Here is a 16580-nt window from a genome sequence, read left to right as displayed (position 1 = left end):
CCGTTACGGAACAGTCGATGGGTTTCAGGGGGTGAGAACGCGGGTGGTGCGGGGCTTGTTCGGGCTGGTGGTGCTGTAGTCAGCGGTCTTGAAGTGCGACGGCGCGAAGGGGCTTACGCGGACAACGTCACCAATGACGATCACGGCAGGATTCGCGACGCCGGTGGCCTCGGCCTGGTCGGCGATGGTTGCGAGGGTGCCAATCGTCACGCGCTGGTTCGGCAGGTAGCCGTTCTCCACAATACCAACCGGGGTGTCCCCGGGCAGGCCGGCTTTGCCGAGGGCGGACGCCGACTCGCGCAGCTGGCCTACCCCCATCAGGAGCACGACGGTGTGGTCGGGGCGGGCCGGCACCTCGGAAAGTTCCTCGTGTCCGGTAACAACGCTGAAGCCCTTGGCGAGGCCGCGGTGCGTCACGGGGATGCCGGCGGCGGCGGGCACGGAGATGGCAGAGGTCACGCCGGAGACCACTTCAACCTCGACGCCGTGCCGGCGGCAGAATTCGGCTTCCTCGCCGCCGCGGCCCAGGACATAAGGGTCGCCGCCCTTGAGGCGCACCACGCGGTGGCCGGCCAGGGCTTCCTCGACGAGGATCCGGTTGATCTCGGCCTGCGGCACCGGGTGGTTCCCGGGGGTCTTGCCCACCTCGATGACGCGGACGTCGGGGGCCAGTTCCTTGAGCAGATCGCGCGGGCCGAGGCGGTCCGCGACCACGACATCGGCCTGGCCGAGGAGCCGGCGGCCGCGCACGGTGATGAGGCCGGTGTCGCCGGGTCCGCCGCCTACGAGGGCCACGGAGCCCCGGTGGGCCCGGCGGCGGCGCAGCGGCAGGTCGCCGGATTCGAGGGCGGTAGCGACGGCGTCACGCAGGGCCATGGCACGGCGCGGGTCTCCCCCGGCGTTGACGGCGATCTTGACGTCGTCAACCACGGCCACGGCAGGGGTCCAGGCGGCGGAGGCTTCGTGGTCGGAGGCGTTCACGCACCAGATGCGCTGCGCTTCGGCGTCGGCCGAAACCTGGGCGTCCACGGCAGAGTCGCCGGTGGCCGTCTGGACGAACCAGACGCCGTCGACGTCGGACGAAGAGTAGGCGCGCGGCTCCCAGGCGAGCAGGCCGGCGTCGGCGAGCTCACGGAGCGCGGCGGAGGCAACGGGGGCGACCACGGTGACGCGGGCACCGGCGTCGAGCAGGCCCTTCGCGCGGCGTGCAGCCACGGGCCCGCCGCCCACCACGAGCACGGGTCGGCCGAGGAGGCGCAGTGCCGTCGGGTAGATGTCCTGAATTGCCATGAATCAACGGTAGGGCCGCGTCACATTCACCAACAACGGCGGCGGAAACACCAGTTCACGCAAGGTAACGCTGCGTCACATTGGGAGCCCGCCGGGGGCCGCAGTTATCGGCCCCGGACAGCAGAAAGCCCGACGGCGATCATCGCCGTCGGGCTTTCTGGTTTGGGTCAAATGGAGGTGCTTAGCGGGTGCTGCCGGCAAGGAGGCCGCGGCGCTGGAGCAGGCGCTTCTCCACCGGCCCGAAGACGAGCAGCTCGATGAGGATGCCCACGGCGAGGATGAGCAGGATCGCGGACATCACGATGGTCATGTCGGCGAGGTCGCGGCCCTGGTTCAGCATGGAGCCGAGTCCGAAGCCGATGGTGCCGCCCACGGCGATGATTTCCGCGGCCATGAGCGACCGCCAGGAGAATGCCCAGCCTTGCTTGAGGCCTCCGAGGTAGCCGGGAAGGGCCGCGGGAAGGATGATCTGGATGGCCATCTCCAGCCGGGAGGCACCCAGCACGGTGCCCACCCTGCGGTACTGCGGCGGGATCTGGTCCACGCCTGAGATCAAACCGTTGATGATGGACGGGATGGCCCCCATGAAGACCACGAAATAGACCGTGGCGTCGGTGAGGCCGAACCAGATGATGGCCGCGGGGACCCAGGCCACGGAGGGCAGGACCTGCAGCCCGGAGATCAGCGGACCGAACGCCCGGCGCAGCGGAGCCACCTGGGCCAGCAGCAGGCCGATCGGCGTCGCGATGACAACACTGATCAGGAAGCCCAAGAGTCCGCGCTGCAGCGATGTCCACACAGCCTCTTGCAGCGAACCGTCAGCCCACAGCGTGCCGAATTGCCCCAGCACGTCCAGCGGTCCCGGCACCTGGTCGCGGCGCTTGAAGCCGAGCGAAACGTAGAACTGCCAGATGAGGACGAGCACTACGACTGCCGCCACCGGAAGCAGGACCCGGCTCCAGTCGATCCTGGCCTTGCGGACGGCGTCCGACTGCAGGGAGTCCAGCCCGGATTCGAGCTCGCGCAGGTCGGCGGAGCCGGTAGAGGAACGCGTCAGGGCGGCGTGGATTTTGGTGGATCCGCCGGTGGGGCTTGTCGAAACCTTGGCCACGCCGGGTTCGGCCGACGGCGGCTCGATGAGCTCGGCTTCCGGGGCGGGGGCGGCATCCGGCGCGGAGTCAGACAGGAACCTACTTGGCATGGCGGCGGATCTCCTCTCGCAGCCGGGCGGTGATGACCCCGGTCAGCTGTCCGGCAAGACCGGCGTCGGTACGGTGTTCTTCGGTGACGTTCCATTCTTCGACCACGCGGCCGGGCCTTGAGGACAGCAGCAGCACGCGCTGGCCGAGACGGACGGCTTCGCGGACGTTGTGCGTCACGAACACGATGGTGCGTCCCGTTTCCTTCCAGATGCGCTCGAGTTCGTCATGGAGCAGGTCACGGGTGATCGCATCGAGGGCCGCGAACGGCTCGTCCATCAGCAGCAGCTGCCGGTCCTGTGCGAGCGAACGGGCCAGGGCCACGCGCTGTCGCATGCCGCCGGAGAGCTCGTGCGGGCGCTTGTCCGCCGCCTCAGCCAAGTGAACGAGGTCGAGCAGCTCGCCGGCCTTGGCACGGCGTTCGGCCTTGCCCACACCGCGCAGCTTCAGCGCAAGCTCGACGTTCTCCCTGGCCGTCAGCCACGGGAAGAGGGCGGAGTCCTGGAACATGAAGGCAGCGCCGTCGCTGGGCACCTCAAGAGCGCCCGACGTTGGGACCTCCAGTCCCGCCATGATGTTCAGCAGGGTTGACTTGCCGCAGCCGGACGCACCGAGGAGGGCGACGAACTCGCCCTTGCCGATGGTGGCGTTGACGTCGTCCAGCACCGGGGCGCCGTCGCCGAAGCGCTTGCCCAGGTTTTCCAGTACGACTGGCATGGTCCCGTCCTTTGTTCGTGGTGCGTGGTGTGCTGCCGCAGCGGAGGCTAGTCCTGGCCAAGCCCTGCTGCGGAAGTCTTTGTCTTGGTCACCGTGTTGAGGGCACGGAGGTCGAAAATGCCGTTGAGGTCGGCCTGCTTGGTGGTTCCGGCGTCTACGCCGTCCTGCAGCAGCTTCTTGTAGGTGCCGGCCAGCGGGTCCACGGTGAAGGTGATGTTCTGCAGCGAGCGGTCGATGACGTTCTGCTGCAGTGCCTTGCCGGAGTCCTTCTTGAGGGCGGCGTTGACCTTGCTGGCCTTCTCGGCCGCCGGGGTGTCGTTGAGCCACTGCACGGACTCCGCGTGGCCCTTGAGCAGGGCCTCCACGGTCTGCGGGTGTTCGGCGGCGAACTTCTTGTTGACGATCAGGATGGTGGTGGGGAATTCGCCGGGCTTGCCCGTCTGGGAGCCGTCCCACAGGTCCTTCTCGTCCACCAGGACCTTCGCGCCGGCCTGGAGCACCAGGCGGGACGCCCACGGCTCGGGTACCCACGCGCCGTCGAGCTTTCCGTCCTGGAACAGCTTCAGCGTCTGCGCGTTCTCTGTCGGGTTGATGGCGACGTCGCCGCCGCCGTCGGGGGTGGTTTTGTAGCCCTGCTCGCCGAGCCAGGCGCGCAGCGCCACATCCTGGGTGCCGCCGAGCTGCGGCGACGCGAGGGTCTTGCCCTTCAGGTCCGCGGCGGTCTTGATTTCCGGCTTGACCACGAGCTGCGCCCCGCCCGAGGCCGCGCCGGCGATGATGCTGATGGACTCGCCCTTGCTCTTGACGAACGAGTTGATGGCCGGGTTGGGACCGATGTACGTGGCGTCGATGGCCCCGGCGTTCAGTGCCTCGACGGCGGCGGGCCCGGCGTTAAAGACCTGCGTGGACAGCTTGGTGCCGTCCAGGTTCTTTTCTATGAAGCCCTGGTTGACGCCCACCAGGGCGGGGGCATGCGTGATGTTCCCGAAGTAGCCCAGCTTCAACTCATCGGCAGGGCCAAGGGAGGCAGGAGACGCTGCCGACGCGTTGGTATCCCGCGACACGGCGGAGGCCACAACAGCCCCCACGCTGATCAGCAGGACCAAGCCAAGGGCCAGGGCAATCTCCAGGGCACGCCTCCGCTTGGGCATCTGGCTGTCGCCGGCCTCAATGCGGGTCATGCCCGGCCTGGAACTAGTCATGAATTCACCATAGGGAGTGTCATTAACCCGGTTCAATGACTCGGAAACCCGGGGTCACGCGCGTTCATCTAACGTCACATTCGGACGCGCTCCAGCCTGCGTTATCTGACCGCCCGCCGCCCAGGCCCTTTAGCAGACCGGACCTATGCGAGGTATGTGTCGGCTGCTGCCAGTGCGTCGTCCAGGATGGCCAGGCCCGTGGCGGCGTCGGAGTCGGTCACATTTAGGGGAGGAGCGACATTGACCCGGTTGCCCATGGTCAGCGGCAGCAAACCCCGGTCCAGGCATGCCTTGGCGAAGGAGGCCATCGGCGCGTTCGCCGGCCCGGTGGCTCCTGCCGGCACGAGCGGCTCTTTGGTCCGCCGGTCGCGGACGAGTTCGACGGTCCAGAGGCCGCCGATGCCGCGGACGTCCCCGACGGACTCGTGCTTCGCGGCAAGCTGCCGGAGTCCTGGCCCGAGGACGTCCGTGCCGAGGCGGGCAGCTGCCGCGACGGTGCCCTCCTCGTGCATGGCGCTGATGGCGCCGACGGCGGCGGCGCAGGCGAGTGGGTGGCCGCTGTACGTCAGGCCCGCGGGGTAGGGGCGTTTGGTGAACATCTCGTAGATCGCGTCGCCGACGAGCACCCCGCCCAGCGGCACGTACCCGGAGTTCACTCCCTTCGCGAACGCCAGCAGGTCGGGTGACACGCCGTCGTGGTCGACGCCCAACCAGGCTCCGGTGCGGCCGAAGCCGACCATCACCTCGTCGGCGATATAGACGATGCCGTGGCGGTCGCACAGGTCGCGCACCCCGCGCAGGTAGCCGGCAGGTGGGACGATGACGCCCGAACTGCCGATCACTGATTCCAGGACCAGGCCGGCGATCGTCGACGGGCCTTCCAGGAGGATCACCTGCTCGAGATGGGCCAGCGCCCGCTCGGACTCTTCCTCCGGGTTCCTTGACCCGAACGCCGACCTGTACAGGAAAGGACCGAAGAAATGGACGGCTCCGGCCGCGCCGGTGTCCGAGGCCCAGCGGCGCGGGTCGCCGGTGAGGTGGATCGATGCTGCCGTGGAGCCATGGTACGAGCGGTACGCGGCGAGCACTTTCGGTCGACCGGTATGAAGGCGTGCCATTCGGACCGCATGCTCGATGGCCTCCGTTCCGCTGGTGGTGAAGAGCACGTGCCCGAGGCCCTGCGGCGCGACCTCCACAATCATCCGTGCCGCTTCGCCCCGGACGTCGGACGCGTGGCTGGGTGCGAGCGTGCACAGACGGTCGGCTTGCTCCTTGATCGCAGCGACGATGCGCGGATGCTGGTGGCCGAGGTTGGTGAACACCAGTTGCGAGCTGAAATCCAGGTAGCGTCGTCCGTCGGCGTCGATGAGGTAACTCCCGGACCCACTGACAAAGGTAGGCACGTCGCGCGGCCCCTGCACCGCCCAGGGGTGGAAGACCAGTTCATCGAGATCCACGGCATCCTCCATTGGTTCAGTCCCCCTTGACGTTGATGATCTGCCGCAGCCGGTGGCGCACTGAGACGAGGTCTGCGGCATCATGCATGACCTGGTCTATCGGCTTGTAGGCCGCAGGAATCTCGTCAATGAAGGCCTCCGTGGCGCGGAACTCGATGCCGTGCATGGCCTGCTTCAGCTCGGCAAGGGAGAACGTCCTGCGCGCCGCATTCCTGGAATATTCCCGGCCCGCACCGTGCGGCGACGAGTTCAGTGACACGGGGTTGCCAAGACCCTCCACAACGTAGGAGGCTGTGCCCATGGACCCGGGAATCAGCCCCGGATCCCCCGCTTCGGCTTTGATGGCCCCCTTCCGCGACACCCAGACGGACTTTCCATAGTGGGTTTCCTGCTGGGTGAAGTTGTGGTGGCAGTTGATCCGCTCCTTCTCGCGGACCGGGCCGCCCACCCAACGGCCGAACTGGGTAATGACGCGGTCCATCATTTCCTCACGGTTCAGCAGGGCAAAGCGCTGGGCCCAGCGGAGCTCCTTGATGTAATGCGTGAATTCCGCCGTGCCCTCGTCCAGGGAGGCCAGGTCCGGGTCCGGCAGGACAGTGCCTTTGGCTGCCGCCAGCCGGCGGGCGACGTTGATGTGGTGCTGCGCGATCTTGTTGCCGATCCCCCGGGACCCTGAGTGCAGGAACAGCCAGACCGCATCCGTCTCATCCACGCATACCTCGATGAAGTGGTTTCCGGATCCGAGCGAGCCCAGTTGCAGGTCCCACTTCGCCACATAATGGCCCGGATCAAACCCGGCCTTGGCGGCCAGTTTCCGCAGTTCGGCGATGCGCGGTTGGGCCGTGGCGAGGACTGTGCGGTTGTTGTGGCCCGCGGACAGCGGAATGACGCGCTCGATGTCCTCGCGCAACCGTTTCCGGTCCTGGGGCAGGTCTTTCAGCGCGTACTGCGTCCTGACGGCAATCATGCCGCAGCCGATGTCCACGCCCACTGCGGCGGGAATGATGGCGCCGAGCGTCGGGATGACGGAGCCGACAGTGGCGCCCTTGCCCAGGTGCGCGTCCGGCATCAGCGCCAGATGCGGGTAGATGAAGGGAAGCCGGGCCGTTGCCAGCGCCTGCTCGCGCGTCTTGTCATCCAGGATGGACGCCCAGTTGATGAGCTTGCTGTTGATGGTCTCCACGTTTCGCCTCCCACACCTGATGATGGTGGGCCGGGCGGAGGGCGGCAAGGGCCCGTAAACAGCGAAGTCGCCGGAAGCGTGCGAAGTCGCCGCAAATTTGCGGCGATCTCGCACGATTCCGGCGACCTCAGTGTTAGATCGAGTAGCGCTCGTCCTCGTGGTCGCCCGGGTGGTCCTTGACCAGGCCCGCGGCGAGGGTGTTGCCGTCCAGCGGGTCGATCACCAGGAACGCGCCCGTGCGGCGGTGGTGCAGGTAGTTCTCGAGCGGCAGCGGGGCAGCGAGCCGGAGCTGCGCGTGGCCGATGTCGTTGAGCTCCAGGCTGGAGGCGCCTTCGAGGTTGAAGGTGGCCAGGTCCAGCTTGCCGCTGACACTGCGGACCAGCGCCTGCACGGTGCGGGTGCCGTGCTTGACCAGGACCTTGGCGCCCTCGCGGAGCGGTTTCGGGGACAGCCAGCAGAGCGCTGCGTACAGGTCGGCCGAGCTTTCGCGGACAGTCCCGGCAGCGGCGATGGTGTCACCGCGGGCGACGTCGAACTCGTCGGCCAGGCGGATGGCCACGGACTGCGGGGCTGCGGCTTCCAGCAGTTCGGCTCCGGCGAAGTCGATGCCCGTCACCGTGGTGGTGCGGGGGTCCTGGCCGGGGGTCAGCACGCTGACCTTGTCCCCCACCTTGACCGAGCCCTCGGTGATCTGCCCGGCGTAGGCGCGGTAATCCCGGTACGCCTCGGTGTCGAGTCCGCCGGCCACGGCGTCGGGGGCGAGGGCTCCCTGCGGCCGGATGACCAGCTGCACCGGGAAGCGGAAGCTTTCCAGGTGGCTTTCGAGTTCGTCGGCGGCGGGCAGTGTCTCGAGCACCTCGAGCAGCGCCGGCCCGGTGTACCAGGGGGTGCGCGCCGAACGCTCCACCACGTTGTCGCCGTCGAGCGCGGAAACCGGAACGACCAGCAGGTCGGTGATCCCATCGGATCCGAGGCCGAGTTCGCGGCCCACCTTCTGCACGTCGGCTTCGATCTCGCGGAACACCGATTCGCTGAAGTCCACGAGGTCGATCTTGTTCACGGCCACGATCACGTGCGCCACGCGGAGGAGCTGCAGCACGGACAGGTGGCGGCGGGTCTGCTCCAGGACTCCCTTGCGGGCGTCGATGAGCACGACGACGGCGTCCGCCGTGGACGCGCCGGTCACCGTGTTCTTGGTGTACTGCACGTGCCCGGGGCAGTCCGCGAGGATGAAGCTGCGGCGGTCCGTGGCGAAGTAGCGGTAGGCGACGTCGATCGTGATGCCCTGCTCGCGCTCGGCACGAAGGCCGTCCGTCAGCAGCGCCAAGTCGATGCCGCCGGCCGAGCCGCCGAACCCGCGGTCCGCGGAGGTGCGGGCAACGGCGTCGAGCTGGTCGGCGAGGATGGCCTTGGAGTCGTGCAGGAGGCGGCCCACCAGGGTGGACTTGCCGTCGTCGACCGATCCGGCGGTGGCGAAACGGAAGAGGGTGGCGTTGGTCAGGGGTGCTTCGTCAAGAAGTGCGGCCGCGCGGGCGGTGTCAATCTCGGTGCTCATTAGAAATAGCCATCCTTCTTGCGGTCTTCCATGGCGGCCTCGGAGATGCGGTCATCCGCACGGGTGGCGCCACGTTCGGTGATGGTGGAGGCGGCAACTTCGATCACGACGTCGCGCACGGTGGCGGCAGCCGATTCAACGGCGCCGGTGCAGGACATGTCGCCGACGGTCCGGTAGCGGACGGTCTTGGTGATGACTTCCTCGTGCGGCAGCGGCTGGGAGACCTCGCCCACCGCGCGCCACATGCCGTCGCGGGCAAAGACCTCTCGGTCGTGGGCGTAGTACAGGCCGGGCAGCTCGATGTTTTCACGCTCGATGTAGCGCCACACGTCCAGCTCGGTCCAGTTGCTGATGGGGAATGCGCGGACGTGCTGGCCCACGGTGTGGCGGCCGTTGTACAGGTTCCACAGCTCGGGCCGCTGGTTGCGCGGGTCCCACTGGCCGAACTCGTCGCGGAGGCTCAGGATGCGCTCCTTGGCGCGGGCCTTGTCCTCGTCGCGGCGGCCGCCGCCGAAGACGGCGTCGAACTTGTTGGACTGGATGGCGTCCAGCAGCGGGACGGTCTGCAGCGGGTTGCGGGTGCCGTCGGCACGCTCGGCCAGCTCGCCGCGGTCGATGAACTCCTGGACGGAGCCGACAACCAGCTTCAGGCCGAGGCGCTCAACCGTGCGGTCGCGGAAGTCGATGACCTCGGGGAAGTTGTGGCCGGTGTCCACGTGCAGTACGGGGAAGGGGACCTTGCCGGGCCAGAACGCCTTCGTGGCGAGGTGCAGCATGACCACGGAGTCCTTGCCGCCGGAGAACAGCAGCGCAGGCTTCTCGAACTCGGCAACGACCTCGCGGATGATGTGGATCGCTTCGGACTCCAGGGTGTCCAGGCTGGAGAGGCGCGTGGAGGCTGCGACGTCGGTCACCTGGGTGGGCTCCTCGGTTAGGAAAGTGCTCATACGTGTAGTCCGCATTCTGTCTTGTTGGTTCCTGCCCAGCGTCCGGCGCGGGGATCATCGCCGGGTGCCACCTTGCGGGTGCAGGGCTGGCATCCGATCGACGGGTAGCCCTGGGAGAGGAGCGGGTTGACGGGAAGGAGGTTGTCATCGGAGTACTGGACCAGCTGGTCGAACGTCCAGGCCGCCACCGGGTTGACCTTGACCAGGCCGTTGGCTTCGTCCCAGGTCACCAGCGGGGTGTTGGTGCGCGTGGGGGCTTCGTCGCGGCGCACGCCGGTGAACCAGAGCTCGTAGCCGGCCAGGGTGCGGCGCAGCGGTGCCACCTTGCGGAGGGCGCAGCACTGGGCGGCGTCGCGGGCAAAGAGGTCCTTGCCCAGCAGCCGGTCCTGCTGCTCCACCGTGTTCTCCGGGAGCACGTCCACCACATTGACGCGGAGGTTCGCGGCCACTTCGTCGCGCGTGGCGTAGGTTTCCGGGAAGTGGTAGCCGGTCTCCAGGAAGAGGACGTCGACGCCGGGAAGCTGGTCAGCGACCAGCGCCGGCAGGACGGCGTCGGCCATGGAGCAGGCGACGGCGACGGCGGGCATCTCGAAGTTGCGCTCCACCCAGGCAATCACGTCACGGGCGGGGGCATCCCAGCCGAGCTCGGCGGCGCCGGCCTCGGCCAGGGCCTTGAGTTCCTCGTGGGAACGGAGCGCGTTGGTCGAGCTTGTCGAGACCGCGGTTTCGACAGGCTCAACCACCGGGGAAGGCTCAACCACCGGGTCGATTCCAAGTGCGTGCTTGCTCACTGCAGTGCCTCCTCATCTGCGGCGTGGGCCCACTCGGCGAAGGTCTGGCCCTCGGCGCGGTCAGCCACGAACCGGCGGACGACCCGCTCCACGTAGTCCGGCAGGTCGGCCACGTAGACCTTCAAGCCGCGGACGGTACGTCCGAGGCCGGCCTCTTCGCGGTCCGAGGAAGCCAGCCCGCCGCCCAGGTGGACCTGGAAACCCGGGGTGGGGTCGCCGTCGGGCGTGGGGAGCATCATGCCCTTGAGCCCGATGTCCGCGGTCTGGATGCGGGCGCAGGAGTTGGGGCAGCCGTTGATGTGCAGGGACAGGGCCTGCGGGAGCTGGCCGCTGTCGGCCAGGTCCGCGAGGCGGCGCTCCAGCTCGGCGACGGCGGTGGCTGCGGTGACCTTCGTTTCCACGATGGCCAGCTTGCAGTACTCGATGCCGGTGCAGGCGATGGTGCCGCGGCGGAACACGGACGGGCGGGCGGAGAGGCCCAGGGCGTCCAGCTCGGCGACCAGCGGTTCGACCTCGTCCTTGGCAACATCCAGCACAACCAGCTTCTGGTGCGGCGTGGTGCGCAGGCGGTAGGAGCCGCGGGCCTCGAGGGTGTCGGCGAGCTTCACCAGCTGAGTGCCGGAAAGGCGGCCGGCCACCGGGGTGGCGCCGATGAAGAACTTGCCGTCCTTCTGCTCGTGCACGCCCACGTGGTCGCCCGGGGTGGACGGCTTGGGGGCGGCAGGGCCGTCGGCCAGCTTGTAGCCGAGGTATTCGTCCTCGAGGATCTGGCGGAACTTCTCCGGGCCCCAGTCAGCCATCAGGAACTTCAGGCGGGCCTTGGTGCGCATGCGGCGGTAACCGTAGTCGCGGAAGATGCTGGTGACGCCGAGCCACACGTCGGCTGCCTGCTCCGGCGTGACGAAGGCGCCGAGGCGCTTGCCCAGCATGGGGTTGGTGGACAGTGCGCCGCCGGCCCAGAGGTCATAGCCGACGCCGAGTTCAGGGTGCTTGACGCCGACGAGCGCGAAGTCGTTGATCTCGTGCACCACGTCCTGGCTGGGGTGGCCGGTGATCGCGGTCTTGTACTTGCGCGGCAGGTTGGACAGCAGCGGGTTGCCGATGAAGCGCTCCCCCAGCTCGGCGATGAGCGGGGTGGGGTCGATGATTTCGTCTTTGGCGATGCCGGCCACCGGGGATCCCAGGATGACGCGCGGGACGTCGCCGCAGGCTTCGGTGGTGGACAGGCCCACACCCTCAAGCCGGGTCCAGATCTCGGGGATGTCCTCCACGCGGATCCAGTGCAGCTGGATGTTCTGGCGGTCCGTGAGGTCGGCGGAATCGCGGGCGAAGTCGACCGAGATGTTGCCGATGACGCGCAGCTGCTCGGTGGTGAGCGCACCGCCGTCGATCCGCACGCGGAGCATGAAGTACTTGTCTTCGAGCTCGTGCGGCTCAAGTGTGGCGGTCTTGCCGCCGTCGATCCCGGGCTTGCGCTGCGTGTAGAGACCCCACCAGCGGAACCTGCCGTGCAGGTCCTGTCCGGGGATGGCGTCGAAGCCTTCCTTGGAATAGATGGACTCGATACGCTCGCGGACGTTGAGTCCGTCGTCTTCCTGCTTCCAGGTTTCGTTGGCGTTCAGCGGCGTGGTTCCGTCCACCTTCCACTGGCCGTGAGGCTTGGCGGCGGGGCGGGAGGCACGGGCTGGGCGCGCGGGCTTGTCCGTGGCCGCTCCGGCTAGAGCTGTATCAGTCATGCATCGACTGTAGGGCCGCCCGGAAACCCGCCACAAAGGCCCCGGAAACGCTAAGTCACCTAGGGAAATATTTCGTCATGAATCGCCGAAGGGCCTTGAACGGACCCGCCGGCTGTGCTTCCGGCGCCGCCTTCGCCGGAACCGGTGCGGCAGGTTCGGCGGCAACGGCAGCCGCACGCGCTGCCACCGCAGCGTCGAAGCGTTCGAGGGCGATCTCGGCGAGCACCGGCGACGGCAGCAGCGGTGCGGTGACCAGGTCCGCTCCGGCCTTGGCGAGCTGGTCGTGGAAGTAGCCGGGTGCGAGGAGGTACGAGGCGATGACGACGCGCCCGCCCATGTCCACCGCCCCCGCGGACTCCCCTGCCCCGGCTCCGCCAGCCGCTTCCTCGCGCAGCATGGCGACGGCTTCGGGAACGGACGGCTTGGCCGACGCGCCGTAGGCAGGCTCGATCCGGTTGGGGCGCAGGGCCCGGAGCTGCTCCGTCAGTTTCTCCACGCTGATCGCCGCGTTTGGGTTGGACGAGCCTGCGGCGGCCAGGACCACGAAGTCATTGTCGGTGACGCCGGCTTCCCGGAGGCGCTGGTCCAGCAGGGCCGCCAGGCGGGGGTCCGGGCCAAGCGGTGCCGCGGCGACGCTCCCGGGGCGGCTCTTGACCGCCCGCGCAATGTCCACCTTCACGTGATAGCCCACGCTGAGCAGCAGCGGGACCACGACCGCTGAGGCGGCAGCCGATCCGCCGTCGGGGTCCCGGGGAAGGCCTGCCATGACGTCCACAAGGTCGGGCTGCTGGACGTCCACATACGCCTCGCGGACATCGAGCCCGGGCCGGAGCTCCGCGATGGCGTCGCGGAGGGCATTGACCTCGGCCGCCCCCTGCGCGTTGGACGTCCCGTGGGCACAAGCGATCATGATCGGGCTATTCATACGGGCTAGCGTAACGTTGGAGCTGCACTGTCCGCCCCCTGAAATTAGCCGGGACGCTTCATGACATTCCCTTTTGACATCGCCCTGGTATGGCTGGACCTGGCCGGCATCTTCTTCTTCGCGGTCTCCGGATCGCTGCTCGCGGCGCGGAAACAGTTCGACTTGATCGGTTCCCTCCTCCTTGCGTCCCTCGTTTCGCTCGGCGGCGGAGTGATCCGCGACATCATCCTCAACAGCGGGCCGCCGGCGGCCTTCACGAATCCGGCTTACCTTGCGCCTCCCCTGCTCGCCACAGTGCTCGTGTACTTCCTGTTCTCCAGCGTCCAGCGCTTCACCTCCCTGCTCCTCCTGTTCGACGCCGCCGGCCTGGCGCTGTTCTGCATCACCGGCACGCTGAAGGCGCTGGCGTTCGGAATGAACCCGGTGGCGGCGGTCGTGCTGGGCGTGACGACGGCGGTGGGCGGAGGCCTGCTGCGCGACATCACCGCCAACGAGGTGCCCCAGCTGTTCGATGCCAGCGACCTCTATGCCCTTCCGGCCTTCACCGGGGCGGTGCTCACCACCGCCCTTTGGGGATCGGGAGCCTTCAACGCCGTGTCTGCGTGCGCTGTCGCCACCGTCGTCTTCGTGTTCCGGGTGGTGGCCTGGCGGCGTTCGTGGCGCATTCCGCTGGCCGTCCGGGGATGGCAGCGGCTGGGGCTGGACACCGGCAATTCGAGGGGCCGGGATTAGCTAGGATAAGAGCCATGACTGACATGTTCCTCGAGAAGTTCCGCGCGCTTGTTCCGAAGTATCTCGAAGACGAATGGCAGGAAGAGGACGGGCTGCCCGAGGAGGACCTCGACAAGGCCCTCGCCGAGCACCAGTTCACCGTTCCCCTGGTGCTGCGCGAGTTCTACCTGGCCCTCGGCGGCTGCGAGGACCTCATGGAGGCCTACCACTACTTCTGGGACCCCGAGGAACTCGAAGTGGACGACGAAGGCTTCCTGATGTTCCTGGAGGACGAGGAAGAAAACTTCACCTGGGGCTTCCGCGTGGGCGATCTCAGTATCCCGGACCCCATCGTGTACCGCCGCAACAACGCCCGCGGCCAGTGGAAGAGCGAAGAGGGGACCTTCTCCGAGTTCGTCTTCGACATGTTCGAGTGGGCTTTTAACGACGAGGACTGAGCTTCTGGCCCTTCCGGCGCCGTCCTGACCCTCTTTGGCCACAGACGGGCCGCGGCTCGCCGATGGGCCCGCGGGTCTTGGTGCCCACGGCTGCAAAGAGGGTCACGACGGCGGCACCTGAGAGTCATTCGGGTGCGAGCCTTCCCAGCGCCCGCAGGCGGAGCACGGCCTGGACCTGCTCCACCATGGCGGCGGGACGGTGCACCACGTCGTCGTAGTAATAGCGCAGTGTGAGATGGCCCCCGAGCATGCCGGCGTTGTTCCTCCGCTGATCCTTCTTGACCTGCCGGGGTTCAAAGTGCGTGGAGCCGTCCAGTTCCACCACGAGGCATTCCTCAACCAGGCAATCTACCTCGCCCACCCCCGGCAACTGGACGTGCATGCGGACCTTCAGGCCAGCACGGACAAAGTACGTATGGGCCAGTATCTCCAGCACGGAATCTGCCCGCGGAATCAGCAGATCCAGCACGGCACGGGCGCGGCCGTTCCTGTTTCCGACGAGTTTGCTCCGCAGGAAGTCGGCGGAAATCTGGCCTCGGCCGGTGGCTGACTGCACCAGGGCCAGCGCTTCTAGCTCCGGCAGGCACCGCAGGGCATGAAGCAGGACATCGGCGAGGCCTGCCACCGGCAAGGCCGGATCGGGGGCATGCGTGCACGGGGCATGGTCAACCACCCCGCTCTTCGGAACACCGTTGCCGCAGCTCAGGTGCACTTCGTGCGGCGGGTGCAGGTCCCACAGGCTGTAGAACCGCGCTGCCGACACGCAGGTGAGCCGGCCGTTGTACCTAAAGGCGGCCAGGACGCCGTCGTCCGCGTTGCGCAGTGCATAGACGCCCCGGATGGGCCGGCGCAGGTGGCCGGCGTCGACCGCAGCCTCAAGCGTGGGCCGGAGGAATCCGGCGCGCAGGAGGTCACTCCTCCGGGCCGCTCCGCCGCGTCGCGCCAGGAAGATCTGAAGGTCCATCACTCCACGGTCCCTGCGCTTGGCTGCGATGGGGAGCAACGGACGCGCCTATGTGGACAAACCCGACCCCGGATCCGTCGTGACCCTCTTTCGCGGCCAACTGCCGACGGCGCGCCACGCCGCCGGCGTGTCCTTCAGGAGCGCCGAGCAAACAAGGTCAGGACGGGCCGTGACACCCCGATTAACAATCGACTTGAAGAATGTGACAAACCTGTCATAGACTTATTCACGGGTCCACTAAAGCCTCCGGTGGATTTGATGCGAACGGAGAAACGGCCCCGGTTCCCAGCAGTGTGGCGCTGCAGGAACCGGGGCCGTTCCGTTTAAGTCTGGAGGCTTGGACGCTAGCTCGCGCGGTCTACCACGGCCCGGGCGAAGCTGGTCAGCGAAGCCTTGACAACACCCTCGGGCAGCGGCGCGAGCGCGGCGATCGCGTCATCGGCCCATGCGCGAGCAACCACCCACGACTCTGCGGTCACGGGGTGCTCGCGCAGCCCGGCCACAGCTTCGGCCAGGGCCTCGTCGGAGGAGAGGTCGCCGTCAATCAGCGTGAGAAGTTCGACGGCGGACTGGTCACCCTGCGTCGCAGCGCTGCGCAGGAGCAGCACCGGCAGGGTGGGGACGCCTTCGCGCAGGTCCGTGCCCGGAGACTTGCCGGACTTCACCTTGACGCCGGTGACATCGATGACGTCGTCAGCCAGCTGGAAGGCCACGCCAACCTTCTCGCCGTACTCCACCAGGACGTCTTCATAGGCTTCGTCGGCGCCTGAGAAGATCGCGCCGAACTGGCCGGAGGCCGCCACGAGGGATCCGGTCTTGTCCGCGATGACCGACAGGTAGTGCTCCACCGGGTCCTCGTCCGGGCGCGGGCCCACGGTCTCGTGCAGCTGGCCCAGGCACAGGCGCTCGAAAGTGCGGGCCTGGATGCCGAGGGCACGGGAGCCCAGCTCGGACACGAGGATGGAGGCGCGGGCGAAGATCAGGTCCCCGGTGAGGACGGCCACGGAGTTGCCCCAGACCTCGTGTGCCGTGGGGGCGCCGCGGCGGAAGGGGGCCGAGTCCATGACGTCGTCGTGGTACAGCGTGGCGAGGTGCGTCAGCTCCACCACCACGGCTGCCTGCACCACGGCGGGCAGTGAGGCGTCGCCAAGGTGGGCGCACAGCAGGGTCAGCAGAGGCCGTATGCGCTTGCCCCCGGCCTCCACGAGGTGACGCGACGTTGCGTCAGCCAGCGGATCCGAGTTGGCGATGGCCTCGCGGAGCTTCTTCTCCACGCGCGCCAGGTTGTTGGTGATGGCCGGGCCGAGGTCAGGGTCCTCCGCAATGGCCGCGAACCCTGCCGGCAGCTGCAGTCCGGTGGCGATGGCGGTGGTGTTGAGGCTGGGTTCGGAGGCCGGCAGGCCATGCCCGGCGTGCGTCCAGCTGTGGTTCGCGGAGTTGGTCAC

Annotated in this window: 15 protein-coding genes; 2 read left to right on the top strand and 13 right to left on the bottom strand. The window is 67.8% G+C overall.

All coding sequences use genetic code 11. The features are described from left to right. Positions 1–24 precede the first annotated feature (24 nt). The 11 genes from cobA to AC3A3W_RS08990 form a co-directional block, all read right to left on the bottom strand. The gene (gene cobA, locus AC3A3W_RS09040) at positions 25–1290 is read right to left on the bottom strand and encodes a uroporphyrinogen-III C-methyltransferase (protein WP_487442082.1); all 1266 of its coding nucleotides are present in this window, start codon (positions 1288–1290) and stop codon (positions 25–27) included. 181 nt (positions 1291–1471) lie between these two features. Further along, positions 1472–2491 carry an ABC transporter permease gene (locus tag AC3A3W_RS09035; protein WP_487442081.1) on the bottom strand — a complete coding sequence of 340 codons (1020 nt, stop codon included), beginning with the start codon at positions 2489–2491 and terminating at the stop codon, positions 1472–1474. Beyond that, positions 2481–3206, bottom strand: coding sequence for an ABC transporter ATP-binding protein (locus AC3A3W_RS09030; protein ID WP_205654626.1), 726 nt, complete (start codon positions 3204–3206; stop codon positions 2481–2483). Before AC3A3W_RS09030 ends, AC3A3W_RS09035 begins: the two co-directional genes overlap by 11 nt. Positions 3207–3253: 47 nt before the next feature. Continuing rightward, on the bottom strand, positions 3254–4408 hold the full coding sequence (locus AC3A3W_RS09025) for an ABC transporter substrate-binding protein (protein ID WP_487442079.1): 1155 nt from the start codon (positions 4406–4408) through the stop codon (positions 3254–3256). A gap of 143 nt (positions 4409–4551) precedes the next feature. Further along, positions 4552–5865, bottom strand: coding sequence for an aminotransferase class III-fold pyridoxal phosphate-dependent enzyme (locus AC3A3W_RS09020; protein ID WP_487442078.1), 1314 nt, complete (start codon positions 5863–5865; stop codon positions 4552–4554). Between the two features lie 16 nt (positions 5866–5881). After that, a complete protein-coding gene (locus AC3A3W_RS09015) occupies positions 5882–7048 on the bottom strand; it encodes an RtcB family protein (protein WP_487442076.1) in 1167 nt (388 codons plus the stop codon). A 133-nt stretch (positions 7049–7181) separates the two neighbouring features. Continuing rightward, complete coding sequence (locus AC3A3W_RS09010; protein ID WP_487442073.1) at positions 7182–8603, bottom strand: sulfate adenylyltransferase subunit 1; 1422 nt, start codon at positions 8601–8603, stop codon at positions 7182–7184. Further along, a complete protein-coding gene (gene cysD, locus AC3A3W_RS09005) occupies positions 8603–9550 on the bottom strand; it encodes a sulfate adenylyltransferase subunit CysD (protein ID WP_487442071.1) in 948 nt (315 codons plus the stop codon). Before cysD ends, AC3A3W_RS09010 begins: the two co-directional genes overlap by 1 nt. Continuing rightward, entirely contained in the window at positions 9547–10293 is a 747-nt protein-coding gene (locus tag AC3A3W_RS09000; RefSeq protein ID WP_487442131.1) for a phosphoadenylyl-sulfate reductase, read from the bottom strand. Before AC3A3W_RS09000 ends, cysD begins: the two co-directional genes overlap by 4 nt. Before the next feature lie 44 nt (positions 10294–10337). Further along, entirely contained in the window at positions 10338–12077 is a 1740-nt protein-coding gene (locus AC3A3W_RS08995) for a nitrite/sulfite reductase (protein WP_487442069.1), read from the bottom strand. Positions 12078–12132: 55 nt separating this feature from the next. Next, positions 12133–13002 carry a sirohydrochlorin chelatase gene (locus AC3A3W_RS08990; protein ID WP_487442067.1) on the bottom strand — a complete coding sequence of 290 codons (870 nt, stop codon included), beginning with the start codon at positions 13000–13002 and terminating at the stop codon, positions 12133–12135. A gap of 60 nt (positions 13003–13062) precedes the next feature. On the opposite strand from AC3A3W_RS08990, the gene AC3A3W_RS08985 reads away from it, so the two are divergent. Both AC3A3W_RS08985 and AC3A3W_RS08980 read left to right on the top strand, forming a co-directional pair. Then, a complete protein-coding gene (locus AC3A3W_RS08985) occupies positions 13063–13734 on the top strand; it encodes a trimeric intracellular cation channel family protein (protein ID WP_487442065.1) in 672 nt (223 codons plus the stop codon). Between the two features lie 14 nt (positions 13735–13748). After that, positions 13749–14171, top strand: a complete 423-nt coding sequence (locus tag AC3A3W_RS08980; RefSeq protein ID WP_205654619.1) for a hypothetical protein — start codon at positions 13749–13751, stop codon at positions 14169–14171. 124 nt (positions 14172–14295) lie between these two features. Here AC3A3W_RS08980 and AC3A3W_RS08975 read toward each other — a convergent pair whose 3' ends face one another. Beyond that, entirely contained in the window at positions 14296–15135 is an 840-nt protein-coding gene (locus AC3A3W_RS08975) for a type IV toxin-antitoxin system AbiEi family antitoxin domain-containing protein (RefSeq protein ID WP_487442063.1), read from the bottom strand. Positions 15136–15479: 344 nt separating this feature from the next. Beyond that, complete coding sequence (locus tag AC3A3W_RS08970) at positions 15480–16580, bottom strand: polyprenyl synthetase family protein (RefSeq protein ID WP_487442062.1); 1101 nt, start codon at positions 16578–16580, stop codon at positions 15480–15482.

Source organism: Arthrobacter sp. Soil_N43 (assembly GCF_057655195.1).
This window is presented reverse-complemented; position numbering and strand designations above follow the sequence as displayed.